The sequence below is a fragment of the Brachyspira aalborgi genome (assembly GCF_008016455.1).
GTDB classification, from domain to species: domain Bacteria; phylum Spirochaetota; class Brachyspiria; order Brachyspirales; family Brachyspiraceae; genus Brachyspira; species Brachyspira aalborgi.
In genome coordinates, this window is sequence record NZ_SAXU01000001.1 from 2,126,520 (window position 1) to 2,152,220 (window position 25,701).

Below are 25,701 nucleotides of genomic sequence, written 5' to 3' on the forward strand. Positions count from 1 at the left end.
AATATTTAATTCTAAAATAAAAACTTTTATTTAAGGATTAAAACTCACTTTTACATTTTTTATTATATCTATATCTTTAGCGCCAGTTTTTGAATATTTAGGTATAGCAATTTTAGAATTTGCTTTATCTCCTATATTTATTTCTGCGGTATATAAAACATTATTATCTTGATATATCGTAGCTTCCACTACTATTTTATAATTTCCATCTCTTACAAAATTTCCGTTATTATCTTTGCAATCCCAAATTATATTTATATTTCCTTCTTTTGGAGTCGCTTCAGATACAGCGTCTATTTCATCCTGATTCATATTAATAGCGTTTGCTTTTCTCTGCCAATTCGATAAAGAATATTCTCTTTTTTTCCAACCTTCTCTCCTTCCCGTAAAATCGGTTATATAAATCGTTTTAATATAATTTCCTTTCGCATCCTCAACCCAAACGGCTATTTGATTGCTTGCAAATCCGCCTCTTTTTGTATAATCAAAATTAATTTGCACAGTTTTTCTATTTTGAGCGTATTCAAAAGACGCCGTTATAAATAAAGCAAATATTGTAATAAGAATTTTCTTCATAATATTTATTTCCTCCAATTTTATTTAATATGATTATTATATAATTTTTTAAATAAAAAACTATATTATAATAGCGTATTTTTAATATAATTTAAATAATAATTATCAATAAAAAAATTATGATTTTAATTATTATTAAATATTTATTAAATAAATTTAAAATATTTTATATTATAATTTATATTTATTCGTATAATTATCAAATGTTTTTAATAATTTTTCTTAATTTGTATCTTTTTTTACTTGACAAGATTTATTATCTATTGTATTATTTATGTTAGAAAAAACGAACAACAAATAAACAAAAGGAGTTATAAATGAGTTCATTAATAAATCAAAGACTTATCGATTTTAAAGTTCAAGCTTACCAAAATGGAGAGTTTAAAGAAGTTTCAAAAAGCGATGTATTGGGTAAATGGAGCGTATTCTTCTTTTATCCTGCAGACTTTACTTTTGTATGTCCTACGGAATTGGGCGATTTAGCGGACACTTATGACGAGTTCAAAAAAATTAACTGCGAAATCTATTCCGTTTCAGAAGACACTCATTTCGTTCATAAAGCTTGGGCGGACGCTTCGGACACAATCAAAAAAATTAAATATCCAATGCTTGGCGACCCTACGGGAATATTGGCAAGATTTTTTGGAGTATTGGTTGAAGACGCTGGACAGGCTTTAAGAGGAAGCTTTATAGTTAGTCCTCAAGGAGAAATTAAAGCTTACGAAATTCACGACATGGGAATAGGAAGAGACGCTAACGAATTATTAAGAAAAGTTCAAGCGGCTCAATATGTTGCCGAACATGGCGGAGAAGTTTGTCCTGCAAAATGGAAACCAGGCTCTAAAACTCTAAAACCAGGAATCGATTTGGTTGGAAAAATCTAATAATCGAGTTTAAATGAATAGTTTGAAACTTTAAGTTTTGATTAAGTTAAAAAAAGAGGGAGATTTTGTTCTCTCTCTTTTTTATTATGATTTTTAATATTTAATTAATTATTTACCGCAGAGTTTAAAGAATCAATATCGAAAACTGAAACCGCTTCAATATCGGGAGCGATTTTTTTACTCATTCCCGTTAATACTTTACCAGGTCCGCATTCGTATATTTTAGTTATTCCCAATTTTTGCATATTAATCATACTGTCAAACCATTTAACTGTAGAAAACATTTGCTTATATAAATTTTCTTTTATAGAATCAAAAGAATGAATTTCGGCTGTGACATTTGAAAAAACTTTATTTTTAGAATTATTAAATTTTATATTTTCTAAAAATTCTTTTAAACTGTCGGCTGCAGGTTTCATAAAAGGAGAGTGAAAAGCGCCCGATACTTTTAAAGGCATTACTCTTTTTGCTCCCGCCTCTTGAATTTTCGGAGTTATATCTTCGATAGCTTTCGATAAACCAGATATAACAATTTGGTCTTTCAAATTATAATTAGCGGCTACAACCTCTTTATTTTCAGGCATACATTTAACTACACCCTCGTAATTTAATCCTAAAACGGCAGCCATTCCATAAGGAGCGTCAGAGCCAGCCTTTGCCATAAGAAGTCCTCTCTCTCTCGCAATTTTTACGGCGTCTTCAAAAGTTATATAATCTGCAGCGCATAACGCTGTAATCTCGCCTAAACTATGCCCAGCGAAAAAATCGCCTTTTATATTTTTGGACTCTAAAGCCTTATAAACTGCAATTCCAACCGTAACCAAAGCGGGTTGAGTATTTTCCGTTTTCTTTAAATCTTCTTCCGTTCCTTCAAAACATAAAGCCTTAATATCTATATCGCTTAAAATATTTGCAGCTTTATCGAAAATTTCTTTTGATTCTGCAATATTATCGTATAAAGATTTTCCCATTCCCGCAGTTTGAGAGCCTTGTCCTGGAAATAAAAAAGCTATATTTGACATGTTATATTCTCCTTAAATATTATTAAAATTTATAAATCAATTAAAAATAATCTGTTAATAAAATATAACAATAAAATAAAGTTTTATCAAGGTTTAATTTTGTTATAAAATAGTTTATTTAATCTTTTCTATTTTTAGAATAATATTTCCGTTCATTTCGTTAATATCGAGAATATTATATTTATTCGACAATATGCTATTTATTTCTTCTTTATAATTGGAATATTCGTCAGAATAAAAAGGATAGATTAAATAAAATTTATCGTAATTATCGATTTCTAATTTATTTTCAAAACTATTTTGATTATCTATAATAGTATAGTTTAAATTTTGATTCAAATAATAAAGATTATAAGCGTAAAATATTTCTTTATATAAATAAACATTTAGATTTTCGTCAAAATATTTTTCAGTATTATTAACTTCAAAAAAGTCAAATCTTTTTGGATTGGTTATATTATATAAATAAATTATGCATAAAATAGCCAAAATAAATATTCTAATTTTTTTATTTTCAATTATCGATAAAAACAACGGAACAAATAAAAATATTAGAATATACGAAACGGCGGAATATCTTGCATAACGAAAAGGAGCAAGCATATTTCCAAAAAAAGCGAAAAAGCTTCCTAAAATAGATACAAAAAGCAAAATATTGAATTTCTTTTTATCTATTATTATATTCAAATCGTTTCTTTTGAAATATAAATATAATAAAGATGATATTATAAAAAATATAAATAAACCATTAAAAGATATTCTATTTATATATCCTATAACATCCGAATTATAATTTAGACTTCGTCCAGCTCTTGAATTGGCGTTAAACATTGAATTAAAGAAATTTGAGCATAATAATTGAGATATAAATAAAGCTAATAAAAATATTCCCGCGTAATAAAGTATAATTTTATAGTTTTTTATTTCTAAATTATTTGAACCTATTTTATAAAATAAAATTAAAAATATTAATATGCATAATATTATTGGCAATTCGTATATTTTATTATTTATTTTTAAATTATAAGAAACTGAAAAATTATTTAGAGCGTCATTTTTTACTTTTAAATTGACATATCCTAAAGAATGAAAATTATAATCCAATACTTTATCCCCGTTAATATTTACATTTTTTATTTGATATAAATCGTTGGCTCTAAATAATTGATTTTTAAAATTAATTCTTGCATAAATATGTTTATAATCTCCAAAATTATTTTCGTTTATTATATTTAAGTCGGATTTTCTATATTGAATTCCTAAAATAAATAAAATAGATATTGAAACGACAAATATTATTATTAAAGCAAACCATACTTTTATTAAAATATTTTTTATTTTATTTGAAATACTGAAATTTAATAAATTATTCAAATGAAATTTTTCTTTATTTGAAATTAAAAAATTATAGAATAACATAGTGGAAAGTATCAATACAAATAGTAATGAAGAAAATTGAGTTATATAACAAATGCCCGCTATTATAGTAGTTAAAATAAAATTTTTAATAGAGTATTTATTTTCAGAAATTGTCGATAAAACTATATAAGTTATAATAATAAAAAAAGTTTCTTGTATTTGATACGCTCTTAAAAACATCGCAAAAGTTATTGATGAAGGCATAAGAGATATACAAAAAATACTTCCGAGTATTATTTCTCTGTTGTCTTCAAAAACATATTTTAAAAGTTTGTATATAAAAATAAAAGAAATTATAAATAGTAAACAATTTAAAACAGTTCCCGTAATAATTATATTCTTTTTGTCTATAACTTCTCTTCCGATAAACGAAAGCCTAAATAACGAATAATATAAATTTGAAATATAAGGGTCTTTGCTATTTTTATATAAGGCTACTATATCGTCCAAACAATCTTTAATGCTTTTGTCCCCAAAGAAAATGATTTTATATAATTCCTTTCCGCTAATATTTGAAAAATCGCTAATAAAGTCTTTAAAATTATTTCCTAAAATATTGGTTTTATTGTTTGCAGCCAAAATCGTATAATATTCGTCTTGGTCTAATTCATTTTGTTGAGAAGCCCAATAAATTCTAGCAGATATTGCAAATACGCATATAAGTATTAATAATAAACGAAATATTTTATTGTTTGCTAACATATTTAATAATCGTTTATAGAATTATTTAAGATAAAATTGAATAAGTAAAAAACTATACTTAAAATAATTGATAAATATAGACGATAAAAATTTGCAATAAAAATTAATTGACGATTGACGATTGACGATTGACGATTGACGATTGACGATTGACGATTGACGATTGACGATTGACGATTGACGATTGACGATTGACGATTGACGATTGACGATTGACGATTGACGAGCGTCAACAAGATATTATAAACTACCAAAATCATATAAATATTATACAATATTAAAAAAAATTATCAAGTGTTTTAACAAAAAATTAAAAAATTGGTAGAAGTAAAAAATTATAAAAAACTTTCACTTGCAAAAACTATACAAATAAAAATTAATTTTATATTGATAATTTTTTTTATTCTTAATATAATATCAATATATCGTTGTTAATTTCCGATAATTTATATAAATATTTTAACGAACGAATAATTAAAAAAGTGGGTATTAATATGTTTGATTTAGATGTTGTAAACGCTTTCAGCAAAGGCACTGTGATAATATTGAAAAGTTATTTTAATTCAAAAGTGCTTAAAGGCGATGTGAGAATATATAGAAACGCTAATCATGTCGGCGGAGTTATAGTTTTTATAGGAATTACAGGAGATTTAAGCGGAAGATTAATGTTTAATATGAGCAAATCAACCGCTTTCAAATTAGCATCCGCTCTCAATTCCGAGTCGATTACGATTATAGACGATATATTTGTTTCAACGATAAAAGAATTTGTAAATATGGTTGCGGGAAGCGCTATAAACGATTTATACACAAAACATATTGATTTGGATATGACTCCTCCAGCTATTCTTATGAGCGAGCAGATAGCTATGCTTGAAAAAGAAAATGATAAAATACTTTCGATTAATTATAAAACCGAATTCGGCGATATATTTATGAATCTAATTTTATTTAATCAATCGAAATCTTAAACTTAATGATTAAATTTTTTATATTATTATTTATTTTAGTTTTATTATTAAAATTTATTATTGACAAAATAATTATAATAAAAAAATCAAATCGATTTTTAAGAAAATATTTTTTTGAAGATAAACTTTATTCTGCGGAAGAAGTTGCAAATATTTTTAAGTTAGACAAAGATAATTTTCTTTCTCTTATAAAAACTCTCGAACAATATAATTATTTTTCTTTTTTTAATAAAAGAGGAATAATTATGGCGAAAGATTTTTATTCAAAATACGAACTTAAATATTTAATAAGGCTTTTATCAAAAAAACAAAAACTTAAAGTTTAATTCTATAAAATTAATTCAATTTTGACGACATTAAATCTTTTTCTATTGAATTGCTTAAAAACTCAACAAAAACATCGTATAAAATCGGGTCTAATTTTAAATGCTTTTCAATAAACTCTTCTCTCATTATATTAAGCGATTCTTCGGGCGTGAAAGTTTTTCCGCCTCTATATTTTCTCGCTGGGTCCATTAAAGCGTCATACACATCTATAATTTCAAGCATTTTAGCGGGAAAATAAGCGAAAGCCTCGCATTCGTCTATAGCTTTAGCGTCATAAGACATTATTCTCGGTATTTGAAAGCTTGCATATTTTTCAACTTTTAATTTATGCAATTTCTCATAAGGTCCATATCCCAAACCGTAATATTCATGATGCAATGCGACTGTTAATATAACTTCTAAAGGATATTCTGAAGTTTGACTTACAAGTTTATAACTGTTAAATAAATGTTTTTTTATTCTCTCGTAATCTCTTCCTTCCCCGCTTTCAAAATAATCCAAATCTTTAACTTTTCCGACATCATGAAGCAAAGCTCCAACGGAATACGAATACATTTCTTTTTCTTCAACGCTTTTAATTCCTTGGTCTATCGCATCTTCAACCGTTTCTAAATTATCGTATAATCTATATTTGCCGTCAAGGTTTTCTACCATTTTATCATAATGTTTTTTATAAATCTTTTGATATGTCGTTCTTATTTTATGCACAAGCTGTCTTCTATTAACTAAATTATTATAGAAAGTTAAAAAATTAACATAAGAAATAAAAACTCTATTTGAATGCGCCATTACTCCGCCATCCGAATAATTTCTTAACTCTGTAAAAACTTTTTGAGTTTCCGTATTATAAGAAAGCATATTAACTATTGTAGTAACTAAAGAGCTTGTAGTTTCCGTAATTTCCTGATTTTCAATTTTCGCCTGGTCTTGAGATATTTCATTATCTTTAATTTTCTTCATACTTTCAAACATTGTAACTTTAGCTATAAGTCCGACATCGTTTCCCGCGTTTACTATTCTTTGAGCGGTATTTTTATTTATAACATGTTTTTCGTCTACTTTAACTTCTTTAAGTTCTTTATCATGGGTTTCTATAATGCTGAGTTTATCCTTATAAGTCATTTTGCCGATTTCTTTTATTCTCTTGTCAAGTTCTTCTTCGCATTCTTTCGGCGTCTTAAACTTATAATTTGAATTTAATAAATTTGCTTTTGCATTTTCTTTTATGGTTTTAAACTCTTGAACAAAAACTTTAAAATTTTTAGGAATATATAGTTTAATATTAGCGTATTTAGGATTATCTAATATAAGACTTAACTGTTCGGTATTAAATTCTACTATGCCTTTTTCTCTATCCAATCTAAATAAAGGAATATTATGAGATATTAAATAATCTTTAATATCGTTGACTTCATTTAAATTTAATTCTTCAAATTTACTAGTTATTTCTTCAATATTTATATTCATTTTATATTATTCCCTCTCAAAATTTATATATTAAAAATTTATATTAATTATAATTAAAGTATATAATATTTTAAAAAAATTTAAATAATTAAAAGATTATTTTATACGAAGCGATTAATCATGTTTTTGGTTTTTATTTATATAAATATTTGCATTAATAATAATTTATTAACCTTTCGGAAGCAATCTTAAAGGGTCTATAGACATTCCTAAATAAGAGATTTTAAAATATAATCGACTTTTATTTCCAATAATTTCAGAATCTCCTATATTTCCTATATAATCTCCTTTATTAACAATATCTCCAGCTTTAACTTTTATATCCGACAAATAAGCGTATGCCGTATTATAACCGTTTTTATGTTTTATAATAATTACTTTTCCAAAACCTCTTATATTATCAGAATATTCAACTATTCCGTAATCGGAAGCGACTATTTTATCTCCAGCTTTTCCAGATATAATTATTCCTCTATTTGCTAAATTATTTTCATCCGTTCCGTATTTTGAAACTATGCTTCCTCTATATGGAAAAATAAAAGAACTTTCAGGCAAATCGTCAAAGTCTGTATAAATAGTTTTTAATATTTGAACTTTTAAAGAAGCTCCAGCTTGCAAAGTATAATTATTCAAATCTTTTATATCGTTTAATTTTAATAAATCCGCCAAAACCATTTTATGATTTCTTGCAATAGAATATAAAGTATCTCCTTTTTTAACAGAATAAGAAGAATTAACCAAAGTAGTTTTTTTCTCTCTTTCCGCATAAACTTTTATTATTTCGTCAACTTTAATTATTGATTTTTCGTTTAATCCGTTTAAAGAATATATTTCTACTAAATCCATTCCTTTAGCAACCGCTATTTCGCTTAAAGTATCGCCTTTTTTAATTTTATAATCTTCAATTTTTCTATATTCTCTTTTTACTTCGTTTGATGGTTGATTTTGATTATTATTTAAATTCAAATTAACTTTATTATAAATTTTTATGCTATCGCCTATTTTTAATAAATAATTTCTATTCAAGCCGTTTAATTCTAATAATTGATTTAAAGACATTGAATTATTTGCAGCTATTGCTAAAAGCGTATCTCCTTTTTTAACTTTATAAACAGAAATTATTTTTTTATCGTCTATCGTATTATTTTTATTTTTTTTGGCATATATTTTTAATTTCTCTCCGATTTTTAATTTATATTTTAAAGGCTCTTCTATATTATTTATTCTTAAAAAATCGCTAACGGGAATATCGTTGTCGAAAGCGATTCCAAAAAGCGTATCTCCGCTTCTAACTGTGTATAATTCAAAATTATCTTCAGTTTTTTGATTGTTAATTTCTTTTTTTATATTTTCTATTGAATTTCTATTAACCGAATTATCCGAATTTTTTTCTATAGAATTTTTTTTATTTTCTTCAAACGAAACTTTTTCAATATTATTATTTGCCACTTTTAATGTTTCGCCTACTTTGAGATTATATTTATTAAAATCTTTTATATTATTTATAGCGCAGAATTCACTTGCCGACATTCCATGAGAAAATGCAATTCCTAAAATTGTATCTCCACTTTTTACTTTATAATTTTTGTAAGATTTCGATTTATCGACATCAAAAGCGTAAGATTTATTTACCGAATCAAAAACTAAACTATATTCTTTTTCTTTAACTTTAAGAGTCTCGCCAATTTTAAGATTATATTTATCAGCATCTTCTATGTTGTTCAATTTTAAAAATTCGCTTGCCGACATTCCATGCGAAAATGCAATTCCGTATAAACTATCTCCGTTTTCTACTTTATAATTTATATAATTTGCTCCAAATAAAGAATAAGATATAGATAATCCTAAAAAAATTTTAAAAATATTATTCGTTTTTATCATACCGTTTTAATTGTCTATTTCAAAAACTTCTTCAATCGGCGGGTCTGAAGGAATTATAATAACATTTGATTCTTTTACGCTCGACATTTCGGGACCTTTTTTCATTTTTTCAACAAACTCTTCTATATCTTTTTTGCTTTCCAAATATCCTATTATTTCAACCGAACCGTCATAATTATTCCAAACTTTTCCCGCGATTTTCATTTCGTCTGCGCATTTTTTAGCGTAATATCTGAAACCTACGCCTTGCACTCTTCCTCTTAATACAATATTTACTTTAAACATAATATAAATATCGGAATTTAGGATTATAGAATTTATTTTTATTAACTCTACTTATGATAATTAAAAATAAACATTATATACATTTTTTAAAATAATAGTATAATTTATTAAATTGTATAAAATTATATTTAAGGATTTTTTATGATAGATGTTAAATTAATAAGAGAAAATATAGAATTAGTAGAAGAGAATTTAAGAAAGAGAAGAAGCAAAGTTTCTTTAGATAAATTAAAATCTTTAGAAAGCGAAAGATTAAAATTATTAAAAGAAGTTGAAAACGACAGAGCGAAAAAAAACGAATCTTCAAAAAAAGTCGGAGAATGCATGAAAGCTGGAAAAAAAGAAGAAGCGGAAAAAATTAAAGAAGAAATGAAATTGTTTGTCGAATCATTAAATAAAAAAGAAGAAAAATTATCCGAACTTGAAGAGCAAGTTAATAATGAAATTCTTTATTTACCAAATATGCTTTCCGATGAAGTGCCTGAAGGAGACGATGAAAATAGCAATAAAGAAATTATAAGATGGGGAGAGCCGAAAAAATTTGATTTTGAAGTTAAAGACCATGTAGATATTGCAGTTGGACTTAATATACTAGATATTGAAAGAGCGGTTAGAATGTCAAGAACTCGTTTCTCTTTAATGAAAGGAAAAGGAGCCGCGCTTGAAAGAGCTTTAATTAATTTTATGCTCAAAAAACACACAACAGAACATGGCTACACGGAATATATTCCTCCGATTCTCGTTAATTCAAAAGCTATGACGGGAACGGGGAATTTGCCGAAGTTTGAAGAAGATTTATTTAAGACTACTGATAATCCAGCTTTATATTTAATACCTACCGCTGAAGTTCCTTTAACTAATATATATAGAGAAGAGATTATACCAGAGAGTATGCTTCCAATTTATGCCACAGCCTATACTCCTTGTTTTCGCTCGGAGGCAGGTTCTTACGGAAGAGATATGAGAGGATTGATAAGGCAGCATCAATTTGATAAAGTCGAACTTGTAAAAATATGCGCTCCCGATACTTCAAAAATGGAACATGAAAAAATGCTTAAAGACGCGGAAAGTATTTTGCAGGCTTTAGAACTTCCTTATAGAGTAGTGGTTTTATCTTCGGGAGATATTGGAAACGCCGCTTATAAAACTTTCGATTTGGAAGTTTGGCTTCCTTCACAAAACACATATAGAGAAATTTCAAGCGTAAGCAACTGTTGGGATTATCAATCTCGCCGAATGCAAATGAGAGTAAAGAGAGCAGGCAAAACAGAATTAGTTCACACTTTAAACGGAAGCGGAATAGCCGTTGGAAGAACTTGGATTGCAATTCTTGAAAATTATCAGCAGGAAGATGGAAGCGTAATAATTCCCGAAGCGTTAAGAAGTTTTACGGGATTCGATAAAATAGAAAAAGAATAAATATTAAAAAATAAATTATAGAATATAAAAATAACGCTTGAAATAATTATTTTTTATTCTATACTTGAATATATAACAATATTATATATAGTAATAAATTAATTAAAAAACAAGGAGAATAAAAATGGAATTACTAGCGTATATTTTAGTAATGGAAACAAACGATGAATTTCTTAAGGAATTATTAATGGAACTTTTTACAAAAGACGAAAGAGATATGATTTGGCAAAGGCTTAAAATAGTTACATTGCTTAAAAAGAAAATACCTCAATACGAAATCGCAAAAATATTAAACGCAAGTTTATGTTCAATTACAAGAGGAGCTAAAGAATTAAAAAAACCAAACAGCGCTTTGTCGACAATAGTCGATAAATATCTTATTAATAACGAAGAATTTCAAGAGAGTCTTAATAAATCTCTACAAAAACAATAGACTAATTTCATCCGCATAATCAAAATAGATTTTTTTTATAGATAAATATTCTTTTGAGATAATAAAATATTTTGTATGTTTATTTATTATTTCAGAATGTTTATCTATAAAATCTTCTTTAAAAAGTTTTTTATAATTTAAAAAATTTATTCCTTTTGCGGTTCTTAAAGATAAAAATATAAATTCTTTTTTTCTTGTATCGCTATCCAAATATTCTATATTTTTTACGGGCAATTTATTTTGAGATAAAACTTCCAAATAATCTTTAATATTTTTTGTATTTTCGTATCTATTATTTTTATAACAACCGAAAGCTCCCGCTCCGATTCCTAAATAATCTTTCAAATCCCAATAACCGCTATTATGAATCGATTCGTAATTAGAAAAAGCATAATTTGAAATTTCGTATCTCATAAGCCCAAAACTCTCTATAGTTTCTTTAGCCAAATTATAATAATAAACGCAATCTTCTTCTGCAGGCAAAAAATCTCGCCATTTATTTTTAAGAGAATCGTTAAGCTCTAAATAATATAAAGAAATATGTTTTATTTTAGGAAGCAAATCAAAAGCTTGCAAAATATCTTTTTTAGATTGCTCTTTATCGTTTAACGGAAGTCCGCATATAAAATCAACCGAAATATTTTCAATGTTTGATTTATTTATTAATTTCAAAGCTTCGATAATATCGTTTTTGTCGGTTTTTCTGTTAATTATTTTTAAACTCTCTTCATTGAAAGTTTGAATTCCAATCGACAATCTTATATTTTTTATTTTCGATATAACTTTTAAAGAATCTTTATTTATATCGTTAATATTAAATTCAATAGTTATTTCTTTTATTTCGTCATTATTATTTTTATTTATAACTTCAAATAATTTTTCAAAAAAATATTCTAACATTTTTGCGCCGATTATAGAAGGAGTTCCGCCTCCTATATAAATAGTTTCAATATTTTTTTTATAATCTTTTATTCTAATTTCAAGCTCTTTTATTAAAGCGTCCAAATATTTTTTATACGAATCGGGAGAGTTCATATTAACAACCGAATAAAAATTACAATAAGCGCATTTATAAACGCAAAAAGGAATGTGTATATATAACATTTAATTTAAGAAATCTTTTAAAGAGTTGTATCTTTTTGAATACATTTTTCTTAAAGCTTTTTTCTCTATTTGTCTAATTCTCTCTTTTGTGCAAGAATGCGATTTGCTTACTTCTTTAAGAGTTTTTTTCTCTTCGCCAATTCCGTATCTCGCTTTTATTATTTGTCTTTCCGTATCGTTTAAATCTTCCATAGCAATTTTTAACTCTTCGACTAACTCTTTATTTGTAAGGTTTTCTTCTACTCCGACTTCTCTGTCGTCTTCTATAATATTTGCAAGTTTTTCTTTTATTCCGTCAAAATTAAATTCTCTCTCTAAAGAAACATAATCGCTATTGGCAGCCATTACGCTCATAAGGTCTTTAGGGTCTCTCTTTAATATTTCGGATAATTGATTAACATCGGGAATATCTCCCGTTTTATAATAACTTTGATGAATAACTCTTTCCAAATCAACCAAATCTGTAGCTTTATTTAAAGGCAATCTTATCAATCTTGATTTTTCGTTTATCGCTGTTAATATGCTTTGTCTAATCCAATAAACCGCGTAAGAAATAAAATGATAACCTTTATCGGGTTCAAATCTGTCGGCTGCCATTATTAAACCTAAATTGCCTTCTTCTATTAAATCTTCTAATAAAAGTCCGCTGCTTCTATATTGTTTTGCAATAGTTATTACAAATCTTAAATTGCTTTTTATTAAAGTGGCTCTCGCTTCCATATCGCCTTCTTTTACTTTTCTCGTTAATTCTTCTTCTTCTTCGCGAGTTAAAAGCCTTTCTCTTTTAGCGTCTTCAAGATATATAGTTATATTATCGCTTTCGGCAATACGATGGTTTATATTTTTAATTTTTTTAGACGACATATTATTAACTCTCACAAATATTTATTGGCAATATCATGCACAACCGAATGATTAAAAGAATGAGACGATTTATTCGCTATTATTTTAGCTTTTATCGGTCTCGCCAATATATATAAATCTCCTATTATATCTAAAATTTTATGCCTTACAAATTCATTATCGAAATGTAGCTTCGTATTTATTACCTTTCCTTCGCATAATATTATATGGCTTCCAATCATTCCGCTTCCAGCCATTCCCATTTTTTGAGCGTAATCTATATTATCCAAAGTATTAAAACTTCTTGCCTTTCCTATATCTTCGGAAAACTGCTCGAAAGATTCAAATTTATAATCGTATTGCTGAACTCCGATACTTCCCGAAAAATCTATACGCAAATTAACTTCAAGTCCGTCATAAGGCGAAAGTATTATATAAGTTTCATTATCGTCAACTTTTCCGTAAGTTAATTCTCTATCTATAACTATAGGCTCTATATAATCTTCCTGTTCGATAAAACCCGCTTCTTTTAATGCATCGCAAAATACTAAAGCCGAACCGTCAACATTTGGAACTTCGCCATCGCATTTCACTATTAAATTTGTTATTCCCATCATATGCAATGCTGCTAAAAAATGCTCGGTTGTTTTTATATATCTATTTCCGTTTATTAAAGCCGTAGAATTAACCGCTCCCGATTTGTCTTTTGATAAAATATTTTCATGCGAAAGTTTTATATGAGTATTCGTATTTATATCTATAAAAACTATTCCCGTATTAACTTCTGCAGGAACTAAAGTCAATGCAGTTTTTCGTCCTTCCATTAATGCAAATCCGCTAACGACAACGCTTTTCGCTATCGTCCTTTGAGGAATTCTATATTTTAATTTTGATTTATTATGATTTCCATGTTCATTCAAATAATTTAAATTTTCTTCGTTTTTATTATTTTCTTTTTTATTTAAAACTTCTTCGCAACTTGAAAGCAATTTTGAAACGCTTATAGGTTTTTCTAAAAAATCGTAAGCGCCTAATTTTGTCGCTCTCACGGCAGTCTCAACTCCCGCATGCCCGCTCATCATAATCACAGTAGTTTTTGGATATTTTTCTTTTATATTTGAAAGTATATCTAAACCGTCAGTATTCGGAAGCCAAACATCTAAAAATACTAAATCAATTTTTTTTGATTCAAATATTTTTAAAGCTTCGTCATAATCTTTTGCAATATCTACATCGTAATCTTCATCTTCCAAAACATTTTTACAGGAGCTTAAAATATCTTCTTCATCGTCTATAATTAAAACTTTGTTTTTTATTTTTACGGTTTCTAAATTTTCCATATAATAATTTTAATATATTAACGATATAAAATCAATAGATATTTTATAAATTTATTGATTTTTTATATTTTAGTAGTAAAATTAACTGATAAAAACCTAATTGGAGATAATATTATGCGAAAAATAATAAATTTTAATACGAATTGGAAATTTTCTAAAGAATGGAACGATAATATAAAAAATGAATTTCTTAAAGGAGAAAATATAACTTTGCCTCATACGGTTCATGAAATTCCTTTGCATTATTTTGACGAATCTGACACTTGGCTTATTTCGGGCTATCAAAATATTTTTAATTACGACAAAGCAAAATTGAAAGATAAAAGAATACTTATAAATTTTGAAGGAGCTATGGCGGCTGCGGAATTATTTATAAACGGAAAAAGTTTTGGCGAACATAAAGGAGGATATTTGCCTTTTATACATGATATTACGGAAGCCTTGAAAGACGGAGAAAATATTATAGCGGTAAAATTAGACAGCAGAGAGAGAGAAGATATACCGCCTTTTGGAAATGAAATAGATTATTTATGCTATGGCGGAATATATAGAGAAGTTCAAATAATAATAGCGGATAATATTTCGATAGAAAAAACGATGCTCACGGCTTTATCAAATCAAAAGGTAACGGGAAAAATCAGAATAAGAAATTCAAAAAAACAAATTTCAAAAGAAACTTTATATTTTAATTTGTATAATAGAGAATATAAAATATGCGAAATAAAAAAAGAGATTCAATTAAAAGACGAATTATTTACCGACATAAATATTGATTGGAATATAGAATCCGACAGAATAGAGTTATGGGATATTGATAATCCTAGACTTTATAGACTCGATATAAGTTTAGAAAATAAAGATTCTGTTTCTTTAAATATAGGATTTAGAGATATTAAAATAACAGAAAATGGATTTTTCTTAAATGATAAAAGAATTAAATTAAGAGGATTAAACAGACATCAAAGTTTTCCTTATGTCGGATACGCTATGCCCGAAAGAATTCAAAAAAGAGATGCCGATATTCTAAAATTTGATTTGGGATTAAATATAGTTCGCTCTTCACATTATCCGCCTTCAAAACATTTTTTAGACAGATGCGATGAAATAGGTTTATTAGTTTTTGAAGAAATTCCTGGATGGCAGCATATAGGAGATAAAAATTGGCAAAAAATTTCTATAGAAAATGTTAAAGATATGATAGAAAGAGATTTTCATCATACTTCAATAATTATGTGGGGCGTGAGAATTAATGAGAGTCAAGATAATCATAGTTTTTATAAAGAAACAAATAGAGTATCTCATAAATTAGATAAAACAAGACCAACGGGCGGAGTTAGATATGTAATTGGAAGCGAGTTTCTTGAAGATGTTTTTACCGTTAATGATTTTAATTATGACGGAAAAGAGACGCCGATTAAAGCGCAGAAATTTATAACTAAATTAAATAAAAATGTTCCTTATATGATTACCGAATATAACGGACATATGTTTCCTACTAAAATGCAGGACAACGAAGAAAGATTATCGGAACATACAAAAAGACATTACGAGGTTGTCAATGCAATAGCTATCGATAATCATATTGCGGGCGGAACTGGTTGGTGCGCTTTCGATTATCATACGCATTATGATTTTGGTTCTGGCGATAGAATATGTTATCATGGCGTTTATGATATGTTTAGAAATCCAAAATTTGCATCAACCGTTTATTCTTCTCAAATGGATACAGATAAAAAAATAATATTAGAACCGATAACGATATACGCGAGAGGCGAGCGAGCGATTGGCGGAATTACTCCTTTAATGATTTCCACAAATTGCGATTATGTAGAAGTTTATTTTAAAGATATTATGATTGTAAAAGAATATCCCGCTACAAATAAATATCCTGGATTAAAACATCCTCCGATTATTATTAATATAGAGCAGAATATTCCTGGCGTAAGTTCTATGAATTGGGAAGATTTAAAAGTAATAGGTTATATAAACGGAAAAGCTGAAATTGAAAGAAAATATTTGAAAAATCCTACTTTCAAAGAATTAGAAATAACTGCGGACGATAAAGAAATTAATTCTATAAACGAAGGTTCGGCTTGGGATTCTACAAGAATAACGATTAAAGCGGTTGATTCTTGGGGAAATAGACTGCCTTATATTAACGAAGCTATTAATATAGAAGTAAAAGGAGCGGGAGAGCTTATAGGAAACGATAATCCCGTTTTAGAAGGCGGATATTATTCTTTTTGGGTAAAAACGAGCACTAAAAAAGGAATTATAAAAATAACCATTTCAAATAAGAGAGTGGAAAGTAAGAGTATAGAGATAAAGGTAAAATAGAATAAAGTAAAATAAACCTTCAAAAAATAAAGCGTCCTCCCTCCGCAACAAACGAAAGACGCCAAAATTATAGGAAATACAAAGGATTTGAGAATAATCCTCTGCATAAGAAAGATGCAATTTAAATTTTTACTTTATTATTTAATCAAAATTCTTATTCTTTTTTTTGTCGCTCTGCGCTACTTCGGTGAAAAAAGAAACAAAAAAACATTAACAATATGAATTTAAAGCTCAATATCAATGGCTTATACCATTTTTAAAAATTTCTTTATATTTAGTAACGGGAATTTTATTCCCTTATCTATAGAATATAGAATTTTATTCATATTCTTCACTTAATAACAATATTGTCATTGTGAGACATTGAAAATTCCGTAACAAAGTCGGGCAGAAGCCAAGCAATCTAAATATAGCGATTGTTTAAGCATAGTCTCTCACAATGACAAATTATAAATTTAATAACAAGGTGTTTTAACCCATGACATAAATTTGCAATTGCAAACAATGGGCTGAAGTCCGTTGTTATTTTTAAATTTGAATTACAAAAATCTAATATCAATTTAGTTAAATCTTTTTTAACTTCAATCAAATTTACTTTCGATAACTTATCAAGAAAAATTAAAAATCCTTGTTTAGTTAGAAAAAAATTTTATTCAAAAGGAATGTGCAAAATGAAACACACAAAAAACATTCTTAAATCTTTATTAATAATGGTAATGGCTTTATCGTTATTGTCGGTAAGCTGTAGCAAAGACGAAGGAAGTAAACCTACTGCTCCGTCTACTCCGATTAAAATCGATGCTGCAATTCTTGATTGAGCAATAAAATTAGCTGCAACTAAATTAGCTACAGATTCATCAACAGATAAAGTTGCATTTGACTTTAATAATTTTACTTCCACTAGCGGAACAGGTTCTGCAAGCGCTAAAGTTACTGCAGCAGTAAAAGTGGCTGATTTAAAGACAACATTAGAAAGTGATTTTAAATTAGATACTGATGATTATTCTTCTACTGCATACGCTGGAACAATTCAATACTATGATAAAACGGCAACATTAACTATTACTATTAAAGGTAATAACACTTTTGCTTCAGATGTAACACCTAAATATTCAGAAGTAGAAAAAGGTAAATCAGTTAAAACTGTAATAACTATTACTGCAGATAAAATATGGAATAATCAAAATTAAAAATTCCATTAAAGTATGGTTTTAAGCTAACTACAAAAAATAAAGATTTAAGCCAAAGCCTCTATGTTCAAAAGAGCATAGGGGTTTTATTTTTTAAATGAAGGTAATAATTTATTTTTATCTGTCAAAATTTAAATTAAATTTATAAAATTATATATGCTAATAAAATAGAGATTTAATCTAACAAATCCTATGTTAATAGTAGAAATTACAAAATAAATTATCCTAAAAATATTATATCGGTTTTTAATTCTTCCAAATTTTCTATATTAAAAACTTCTCTAATTATTTTTTTATATTTGTTTAATTGATTTTGATAAAATGCAATTTTTTTTTCGCTTTTCTTTGAAGTTTTATAATCTAAAATAAAATATTTGCCTTCGGAATTTTGAGTAATCAAATCTATTTTAGCTGGTATTATAAATATAGTTTCATTTTCTAATTTTCTGCTCTGAAATTTATGCTCTCTTGAAATAATTTTTTCGTTTCCGTTTATTATATTTTTTATATGCTCGTTTTTGATAAAATTATTAAAATATTTATCAAGCTTGTCTTTCAAATCGTTATTGTCATAATATTTATAATATTTTAAGGTATCGATTTTTAATTTTTCAATATAATTTTCTTTATCTTTCAAATATTTATCGAAATCAAAATTTTCAAATAATTCATGCATTATCGTTCCCATATTCGTTGGAGAGATTTTTATTTTCTCTTCATAATCGTTATAATCGTTTTCTTTTTCAAATTCTAAATTCGATAATTTTTTATTTAATAATTCGCCTATATCTTTAAAATTGTCTTCTTCAAAATTATTTTTTACTCCGATTTTTGAAGGAATAACATATTGAATATTATTTATTTCGTTATTTTTAATTTTATTTTCATTAACAATATTATTTGGAATATTTTTTAATTTCTCATTTATTTGAGCGATATTTTTTATATTGTTTTTTTCGTTTGATTTTATTCCTCTTCCGTAAGAATAAAAATTAACAAAATCGTTTTTTATATCTTTTATTTCAATTAATTCTTTTTGGCTTTCGCTTGAAATTTTATTATTTAATTCTTTTAATTCTGCAATATAATCGTTAATATATCCTCTATAAGTATTTTTTCCTCTGCCTTCTCCCGAAATAGTTAAATTTTCTCCCGCTCTCGTTAATGCTACATATAATAGTCTTCGCTTTTCTGACAAATCCGCAATTCTATTATATTCTTTATCTTTTTCGGATATTCTTATATTATAATCTTTAATATAATTATGCACGGGAATTTCTATAACGGGAAAATCTTCTATAAAATCAAATCTATCATTTGCAGAATTTCTATTATAACCCGCTCCCGCTAAAAATACATTCTTAAACTCCAAACCTTTAGATTTATGAATTGTCATTACCTTTACGGCTTCAACCGACAATTTAGGAACGGAAGCGTAAGAAATATCGTTTACTACGGAAGTTAATCCTATAACAAAATCGTAAACATTTTTTCCGCTCTTATCTTCAAAATCATAAGCGATTGATTTTAATTTTTCTATATTCGCATAGCATAATTCTCCGTCTTCTTTAGTCATTAAATAATTATAATAATTCGTTTCAATGCAAATAGTTTCTATAATATCGTAAGAATTAATAGTCGCGGATTTTCTCTCTAAACTATTTAACAATTCTCTATTTTTTTCAAGCTCTTTATAATATTTTTTTTCTTTCGCTATTTTGCATGCATTTTGATAATTCTCTGAATATAAAGAACTTAAAGAAAAATAATCTTTTAAATCCAACATTTCAGATAATAAAGAATTTGAAAAATCGGATAAATCGCCAATATTGATATCAAAAAATTTTTCTCTCAATAATTTAGGCAAAACGGAATAATCTTTTAATATCAAATATTTTAAAAATAAAATTATATTTTCTATTTCCTCTCTCGCATAAAAACCGTTTCCGCCATCCACATAATATGGAATTTTTAAATCCGATAAAGCCTCCAAATAAATATTTAATCTCGTAAAAGTTTGAAGTAAAATAACGGTTTCTTTATATTCTTCTTTTTTGTAATTTTTATTTATATAATTTGCAATAGAATAGGCTTCTAATTTAGTTTTTGAATCTATATCTAATTTTTTATCTTCTTCTTCAAAATTATTATTTAATACAAATAAAGAAACGGATTTTTGTTCAGTTTTTTTATTATATAAAATATTATCGCCTTCTTTATATTTTACCAAATCATCGTCAAAAAAAACGACTTCTTTAAAAAAGCGATTAAAAAATTCTATAAGCATTGAATTGCTTCTATAATTATTTTTTAAGTCAATCAAATAATCTTTAAATGAATTTTGAATATTAGTAAATATATTTAAGTTGGCGTTTCTAAATCTGTATATCGATTGTTTTCTATCGCCTACAATTAATATTTTTTTATTTATTTTATCTAATTCTTTTATATCGTTTTCGTTTATATCTCTTTTTCCAAATACGATTAAATTTATAAAAGAAAATTGAAGTTTGCTCGTATCTTGAGCTTCGTCAAGTATCAAAGCTTTTATATTATCTCTTATCTCTTTAGATATTTTTTTATTTTCTAAAGATTCTATAGCTTTTGACATAATATCTTCATGAGAATAAATGCCGTTTTCTTTTTTTATTTTTTCAAATTTATTAAATGTTTCTTTTATAAATTCTATAATTTCAATATAATTATCTTTATTATAAATCGCTTCAATATATTTAATCATTAAACTGCAATAATTATTTAAATTGTATAATATATTTTTTAATTCTTCGGCTTTAGTATTTCCAAGTTTTGCAGTTGAAACTTCAATTAAAGAATCTCTTATATTTTCAAAATTCGCATAATTCAAATTTTTTACATTATCTTTTTTTTCTATATTATTTATGCATTCTAATAATTTTGTTATTTTATATTTGCATTTATTTATGGTTGTATTTTCTTTTGTGTTATCGTTCATTACTTCGTTTGAATAATGTATAATATCGTTATATAATTTTGAATATTCTTTATCGTCTATATCGATGCATTTTAAGGCTACTTTTTCAAAGGCTTCAATATTTTCTAATCTCGGTTTTATTTTTACAAGAAAATTAAATATGCTTTTTATAAATATTTCTTTATCTTCTTCTGTGTAAACTCTGTAGATTTTTTTTACTTTTTTTCCATTTTCCGAAAAGTCCAATACATTTAAAATTTCTTCTTGCAATATTTCATCGGCTTGATTATCTTCTTCTAAAATATAAATATTCGGAGGCATTCCTAAATGCATAGAATATTCTTTAACTATAGAATGAGCGAAAGCGTTTATTGTAGAAATTTTTGAATTTGATAATAATTCTTTATAAATATTCTGCCAATAATTTTTATTAATATTTTCTTCGTTTATTTTTTTTCTTATTCTATTTCTTATTTTTAAAAGCATTTCATTTGCGGCGGCTTTTGTAAAAGTTATCACTATAATATTTGAAACTTTTTCTCCGCTTTCAAGCAATTTTATATAAACTTCGGTAATAGTCGTAGTTTTTCCCGTGCCAGCGGAAGCGTTTACAAAGCAAGCGTTTTTATTTACAAAATTATTTATTATTTTTTCTTGTTCTTTATTTAATTTAATATTTTCCATAATGTTTTTAATAATATTTTTTATAATAATTTTCAAAAATAAATATAACATAAAAATAGAATAATTTAAATTGTTTTTGACAATATATTATTTTTAGTATATATTATATTAAAGTTAAAAAATTTTAGGAAAGTTATTGAATGAATAAAAATAATATCGGTTATGCATTTTTTATCGCTTTTATATTTTTAGCTATAATTATAATGTATCAGCTTTTAAAACCTTTCGGTATGATAATATTTTTTGCCGTAGTTTTTTATGTTATTTTAAATCCTCTATTTATAAAAGCTATGGGAAAAAGCTATAAAAAAAATACAAATTTCGCTACGATAAAAAGAAATACTTTAGCTTTATTATTTTCTTTAATTTCTTTAATAATATTTTTAGTTCCGACAAGCCTGCTTTTTTATACTATAGTCTCTCAACTTATAGACATATCGAATATTGGAATAAAATATTTTATAAATTTAGATATAAATGAAATTATACATAATCCAAAATTAAACGAAATAATTGAAAGATTGCCTTTTGAAACTTCAATAGAAGCTATAATAAAACAGATTCAAGATTTTTCATTATCGAATTTAACTTTTATAAGCTCTTATTTGACAAAAAATGTTTCAAGTTTATTGAAAAGCACGGGAACTTTTGTAAGCTCTTTTATATTTATGATGTTTTCTTTATTCTTTTTCTTCGTTGATGGCGATTATTTAATAGAACAAGTTAGAACTTTGCTTCCGATAGATAAAAAATATATTGACAGATTATTTAAACAAGTTTCAGAAGGAATTAAAGGAATAATATTTGGAAATTTATTTACGGGAATATTTCAAGGATTTTGCGCTTTTATAGTTTATTCTATATTTGGAGTGCAAAATTCTTTTACTTTTGCGTTTCTAACTATAATAGCGTCTTTTATGCCTATAATCGGCACTACAATTATTTGGGTCCCGCTTGGAATTTTATTTATTATAAAAGGCGAGATAATTAGAGCGATAATATTTTTAATCGTTTCATGGTTTTTTATAACGATACCCGACAATTTTGTTCGTCCTTTGCTTTTGGGAAATAGAATAGAATTGCATCCTTTATTTATATTCTTTGCGATACTTGGAGGCGTTTTATTTTTCGGTTTATCGGGAATAATTTTAGGTCCTTTAATGTTTATTTTATTCTTTGAAGTAATGAAAATTTATAACGAAGAGAGAGAATTAAGCGAAAGAAAAGAAAAACTAATGAGAAGAAATAGAAAATTATAATAATTAATTTATAAAATGAAAAAAATATTAATCATAGGAATGAATTATATCGGAGATACGATATTTATAACGCCGTTAATAAGAGGTGTAAAAAAGCATTATAAAGATTGCATAATTGATATTGTAAACGGAGAGCGAGGAATAGATATTTTAAAAGAAAATCCTTATATAAATAAAATTATAATCAGAAATGAAAATATTTTAGAAAAAATAAAAAAAGAAAATTACGATATCGGTTTTAGCGCTACAACCGCATTTTATGGAGCTTCGATTTTATATAAGGCAAAAATTCCAATAAGAGCTGGAGTTAAAAGCGAATTAAGAGGAATACTATTAAATAAAAAAATTTCTTTTAGAAAACATAAAAGGCATATAGTCGATACAATTTTATCTATATTAAAACCTTTAAATATAGAAATTGACGGAATAAAAACGGAATTATTTTTAAGCGAGGAAGAAAATAATTTTGGAATTGAAAAAATGAAAAATTATAAAAACGCTTTAATAGTTCATGGCGGAGCTACAAGAATAAGCAAAAGATATAATGCAGAAAATTTTTCTAAATTAATTGAAATGTTTTATAAAAAAATTAAAGTTCCGATTATTCTTATAGGTTCTAATTCAAAAGAAGATATTGATTTTGCAAATAAAATGAAAGCGAAACTTGGAGATATAATAAAAGAAGATTTCACGGCTAAACTTTCGATTAGAGAGCTTATGTCGATTATAAAAAATTCTTACGCTTTAATTGGAGGAGACAGCGCGCCTTTGCATATCGCTAACGCGTTTAATATTTATTCAATCGGAATATTCGGAGACACTTTGCCTCTGATTTATGGAGCGCGAGGAGAGAAAGCTTTTAATATTGAAGAGAGAAAAAAATATTGCAATTTTTTAAAAAGTTTTCATTGCGAATATATAAAGCGAGGATGCAAAACTATCGATTGTTTGAATAAATTAAAGCCCGAAGAAATTTTGCCTTATTTAATTTCAATTTATAATAATTAAATTTTAGAATTTTGTTTTATTTATAAATGAATTTTATTAAAAATTGATTACTTCAGAAGATACTTCGCAATGACAGGAATTTATACATACAATAAAATCAAAGGCGCTCTAACCAACACGAAAAGAGCGCCTTCTTCGGATATACAAAATTTTTACAGATTGCTTGACTTAATTCTTATGTCCTGGCATAAACATGAAGAACCACCAAGGAGTATCCCAACTATCAGAGAATTTTACATATCTCGTAAATTGTGGAACTACAAACTCAGGTCTTTCTCCTAAATATAATTTTTCATCCATCATTTTATGAACATTTTGCGGAGTTCTATCTGGATGTCCAAATCCGCCGCCATAATATACATAATAGGAATCAACGCCTGCGCAATTTGCAAGTCCTTCATTAGCATAAGGATTCATAACCAAAAACTCTATATAACCTCTTTCAAATTGTCTTTTGAAATATATGTTGTTGTAATGAGCTCCATTCCAGAATTTAGACAAAGTTATGTTAGCTTCTATGAATGTGTAAACATTACCATCGCCATATCCATATATGCTTTCGGCTTCTTGTCCGCTTATAGCCATTTTGTAAATTCCCGCAACGGTATATTCGCCCGTATGTCTATACTCATGCGTTACGCTGTCAGCATATCCATAATTTTTTTTGGTAGTATTAACATAATCTACTATAACCGCTCCTACAAATTTCTTGATTAATCTGTTGTCTTTTGCGTAGTGAATATCTCCGTTAGCCGCAAAATAGTAATAATCAAGTTGCTTTTGGAAGTTATTTAAATCATTTTTATTTCTACCGTTTCTAATAGCCATAACTCTACCGTCATTTAAAGCCTTTCTGTTAATTTGGTCGAGCCATAATTGTTTTAATCTTGCAGTATCTCTATAATCCACATCAACTTTGTCTTTGCTTGCAAAAGGAACAGAGATTCTATACTTTGCGCCTGGTTTGTCTGGAAGTTGAGCTACCGTCTCATTTGTAACATATTTAATTATGTATTCCTTCTCTCCTTGAACATACTGCGTCACAATCTCTTTTACCGCGCCTACATTTGTATAACCTCTGATGGTTTCTTCCGTAGCCGTTACCGTATCCGTTTCGATAAAAGCATTAGTCCAAACTTTTCCCGTAGCTTCGTCAATTAAGCCCGTCTCCTCTGTAAATTGGCTCATCGTGTTTGACTTACAAGCCATTGTATAAACCGATACGATTATAGCTAAAGCCGTTAAAATATAAATGTGTTTTCTCATTGTCCTATTCCTCCTCTAACAATGAAATTTTGTTTATTAAATAAGAAGCCGTAATAAATTGATTTTAAATTTTTATTATGACTTATTATTTCAAATTTGGATGCATAATAAAATGCATAGTCGTCATTGCGAGCTTTAGTAAGAAAGCGTGGCAATCCGCTATTTAATGCATTAAAGAGTAATGCAAAAATTTTAAATAAATTTATATTAGAGCTGAGCTGAGCTGAGCTGAGCTGAGCTGAGCTGAGCTGAGCTGAGCTGAGCTGAGCTGAGCTGCAGAATGCAACCGTTATATTTTCGTTAAAAATTATTTTATTTCTCATACATACTT

General features: G+C 26.7%; 22 protein-coding genes. 10 read left to right on the plus strand and 12 right to left on the minus strand.

Annotated elements, in window-relative coordinates:
• Nucleotides 1-30: 30 nt before the first annotated feature.
• Nucleotides 31-576, minus strand: a complete 546-nt coding sequence (locus EPJ79_RS09600; RefSeq protein WP_147739330.1) for a DUF2271 domain-containing protein — start codon at nt 574-576, stop codon at nt 31-33.
• A gap of 317 nt (nt 577-893) precedes the next feature.
• Between EPJ79_RS09600 and ahpC the strand changes: the two genes are divergently transcribed.
• Complete coding sequence (gene ahpC, locus EPJ79_RS09605; RefSeq protein WP_021959619.1) at nt 894-1,460, plus strand: alkyl hydroperoxide reductase subunit C; 567 nt, start codon at nt 894-896, stop codon at nt 1,458-1,460.
• A gap of 104 nt (nt 1,461-1,564) precedes the next feature.
• Here ahpC and fabD read toward each other — a convergent pair whose 3' ends face one another.
• Nucleotides 1,565-2,482: an ACP S-malonyltransferase gene (gene fabD / locus EPJ79_RS09610; protein WP_147739331.1), complete on the minus strand. Its 918-nt coding sequence runs from the start codon at nt 2,480-2,482 to the stop codon at nt 1,565-1,567.
• Between the two features lie 114 nt (nt 2,483-2,596).
• Entirely contained in the window at nt 2,597-4,603 is a 2,007-nt protein-coding gene (locus EPJ79_RS09615) for a hypothetical protein (RefSeq protein WP_147739332.1), read from the minus strand.
• A gap of 494 nt (nt 4,604-5,097) precedes the next feature.
• On the opposite strand from EPJ79_RS09615, the gene EPJ79_RS09620 reads away from it, so the two are divergent.
• Both EPJ79_RS09620 and EPJ79_RS09625 read left to right on the plus strand, forming a co-directional pair.
• Nucleotides 5,098-5,574: a chemotaxis protein CheX gene (locus EPJ79_RS09620; RefSeq protein ID WP_021958115.1), complete on the plus strand. Its 477-nt coding sequence runs from the start codon at nt 5,098-5,100 to the stop codon at nt 5,572-5,574.
• 5 nt (nt 5,575-5,579) lie between these two features.
• Nucleotides 5,580-5,900, plus strand: a complete 321-nt coding sequence (locus tag EPJ79_RS09625; RefSeq protein ID WP_147739333.1) for a hypothetical protein — start codon at nt 5,580-5,582, stop codon at nt 5,898-5,900.
• Nucleotides 5,901-5,910: 10 nt separating this feature from the next.
• Here EPJ79_RS09625 and EPJ79_RS09630 read toward each other — a convergent pair whose 3' ends face one another.
• The 3 genes from EPJ79_RS09630 to EPJ79_RS09640 form a co-directional block, all read right to left on the minus strand.
• A complete protein-coding gene (locus EPJ79_RS09630; RefSeq protein ID WP_147739334.1) occupies nt 5,911-7,368 on the minus strand; it encodes an HD-GYP domain-containing protein in 1,458 nt (485 codons plus the stop codon).
• Nucleotides 7,369-7,536: 168 nt separating this feature from the next.
• Complete coding sequence (locus tag EPJ79_RS09635) at nt 7,537-9,249, minus strand: LysM peptidoglycan-binding domain-containing protein (protein ID WP_147739335.1); 1,713 nt, start codon at nt 9,247-9,249, stop codon at nt 7,537-7,539.
• A 6-nt stretch (nt 9,250-9,255) separates the two neighbouring features.
• A complete protein-coding gene (locus EPJ79_RS09640) occupies nt 9,256-9,534 on the minus strand; it encodes an acylphosphatase (RefSeq protein ID WP_147527103.1) in 279 nt (92 codons plus the stop codon).
• Nucleotides 9,535-9,675: 141 nt separating this feature from the next.
• Between EPJ79_RS09640 and serS the strand changes: the two genes are divergently transcribed.
• Nucleotides 9,676-10,953 (plus strand): serine--tRNA ligase, encoded by a 1,278-nt coding sequence (serS, locus tag EPJ79_RS09645; RefSeq protein WP_147739336.1) that lies wholly within the window; start codon nt 9,676-9,678, stop codon nt 10,951-10,953.
• 124 nt (nt 10,954-11,077) lie between these two features.
• Nucleotides 11,078-11,386 carry a Trp family transcriptional regulator gene (locus EPJ79_RS09650; RefSeq protein WP_147739337.1) on the plus strand — a complete coding sequence of 103 codons (309 nt, stop codon included), beginning with the start codon at nt 11,078-11,080 and terminating at the stop codon, nt 11,384-11,386.
• Here the strand turns inward: EPJ79_RS09650 and hemW are convergent.
• Genes hemW through lpxC form a run of 3 tightly spaced genes read right to left on the minus strand, consistent with a single transcriptional unit; the run spans nt 11,372 to nt 14,673 of the window.
• Nucleotides 11,372-12,490: a radical SAM family heme chaperone HemW gene (hemW, locus tag EPJ79_RS09655; RefSeq protein ID WP_147739338.1), complete on the minus strand. Its 1,119-nt coding sequence runs from the start codon at nt 12,488-12,490 to the stop codon at nt 11,372-11,374. The genes EPJ79_RS09650 and hemW overlap by 15 nt on opposite strands.
• Nucleotides 12,491-13,354, minus strand: coding sequence for a sigma-70 family RNA polymerase sigma factor (locus tag EPJ79_RS09660; RefSeq protein WP_147529222.1), 864 nt, complete (start codon nt 13,352-13,354; stop codon nt 12,491-12,493).
• An 11-nt stretch (nt 13,355-13,365) separates the two neighbouring features.
• Complete coding sequence (gene lpxC / locus EPJ79_RS09665; RefSeq protein ID WP_147739339.1) at nt 13,366-14,673, minus strand: UDP-3-O-acyl-N-acetylglucosamine deacetylase; 1,308 nt, start codon at nt 14,671-14,673, stop codon at nt 13,366-13,368.
• A 114-nt stretch (nt 14,674-14,787) separates the two neighbouring features.
• Here lpxC and EPJ79_RS09670 point away from each other — a divergent pair, with 114 nt between their 5' ends.
• From EPJ79_RS09670 to EPJ79_RS09675, 3 genes are all read left to right on the plus strand, one after another.
• Entirely contained in the window at nt 14,788-17,010 is a 2,223-nt protein-coding gene (locus tag EPJ79_RS09670; protein WP_147739340.1) for a glycoside hydrolase family 2 protein, read from the plus strand.
• 671 nt (nt 17,011-17,681) lie between these two features.
• Nucleotides 17,682-17,828 (plus strand): hypothetical protein, encoded by a 147-nt coding sequence (locus EPJ79_RS11590; protein ID WP_158634368.1) that lies wholly within the window; start codon nt 17,682-17,684, stop codon nt 17,826-17,828.
• A gap of 129 nt (nt 17,829-17,957) precedes the next feature.
• Nucleotides 17,958-18,200: a hypothetical protein gene (locus EPJ79_RS09675; RefSeq protein WP_147739341.1), complete on the plus strand. Its 243-nt coding sequence runs from the start codon at nt 17,958-17,960 to the stop codon at nt 18,198-18,200.
• Between the two features lie 220 nt (nt 18,201-18,420).
• Here EPJ79_RS09675 and EPJ79_RS09680 read toward each other — a convergent pair whose 3' ends face one another.
• The gene (locus EPJ79_RS09680) at nt 18,421-21,837 is read right to left on the minus strand and encodes a UvrD-helicase domain-containing protein (protein ID WP_147739342.1); all 3,417 of its coding nucleotides are present in this window, start codon (nt 21,835-21,837) and stop codon (nt 18,421-18,423) included.
• A 140-nt stretch (nt 21,838-21,977) separates the two neighbouring features.
• Here EPJ79_RS09680 and EPJ79_RS09685 point away from each other — a divergent pair, with 140 nt between their 5' ends.
• Both EPJ79_RS09685 and EPJ79_RS09690 read left to right on the plus strand, forming a co-directional pair.
• Nucleotides 21,978-23,096 (plus strand): AI-2E family transporter, encoded by a 1,119-nt coding sequence (locus EPJ79_RS09685; RefSeq protein WP_021959139.1) that lies wholly within the window; start codon nt 21,978-21,980, stop codon nt 23,094-23,096.
• Between the two features lie 15 nt (nt 23,097-23,111).
• Entirely contained in the window at nt 23,112-24,104 is a 993-nt protein-coding gene (locus EPJ79_RS09690; protein ID WP_147739343.1) for a glycosyltransferase family 9 protein, read from the plus strand.
• A gap of 168 nt (nt 24,105-24,272) precedes the next feature.
• Here EPJ79_RS09690 and EPJ79_RS09695 read toward each other — a convergent pair whose 3' ends face one another.
• Together EPJ79_RS09695 and EPJ79_RS09700 are read right to left on the minus strand one after the other, a co-directional pair.
• On the minus strand, nt 24,273-25,370 hold the full coding sequence (locus EPJ79_RS09695) for a hypothetical protein (RefSeq protein WP_147739344.1): 1,098 nt from the start codon (nt 25,368-25,370) through the stop codon (nt 24,273-24,275).
• Nucleotides 25,367-25,693, minus strand: a complete 327-nt coding sequence (locus EPJ79_RS09700) for a nuclear hormone receptor family protein (RefSeq protein ID WP_147739345.1) — start codon at nt 25,691-25,693, stop codon at nt 25,367-25,369. The genes EPJ79_RS09695 and EPJ79_RS09700 overlap by 4 nt, the downstream gene beginning before the upstream one ends.
• Nucleotides 25,694-25,701 lie beyond the last annotated feature (8 nt).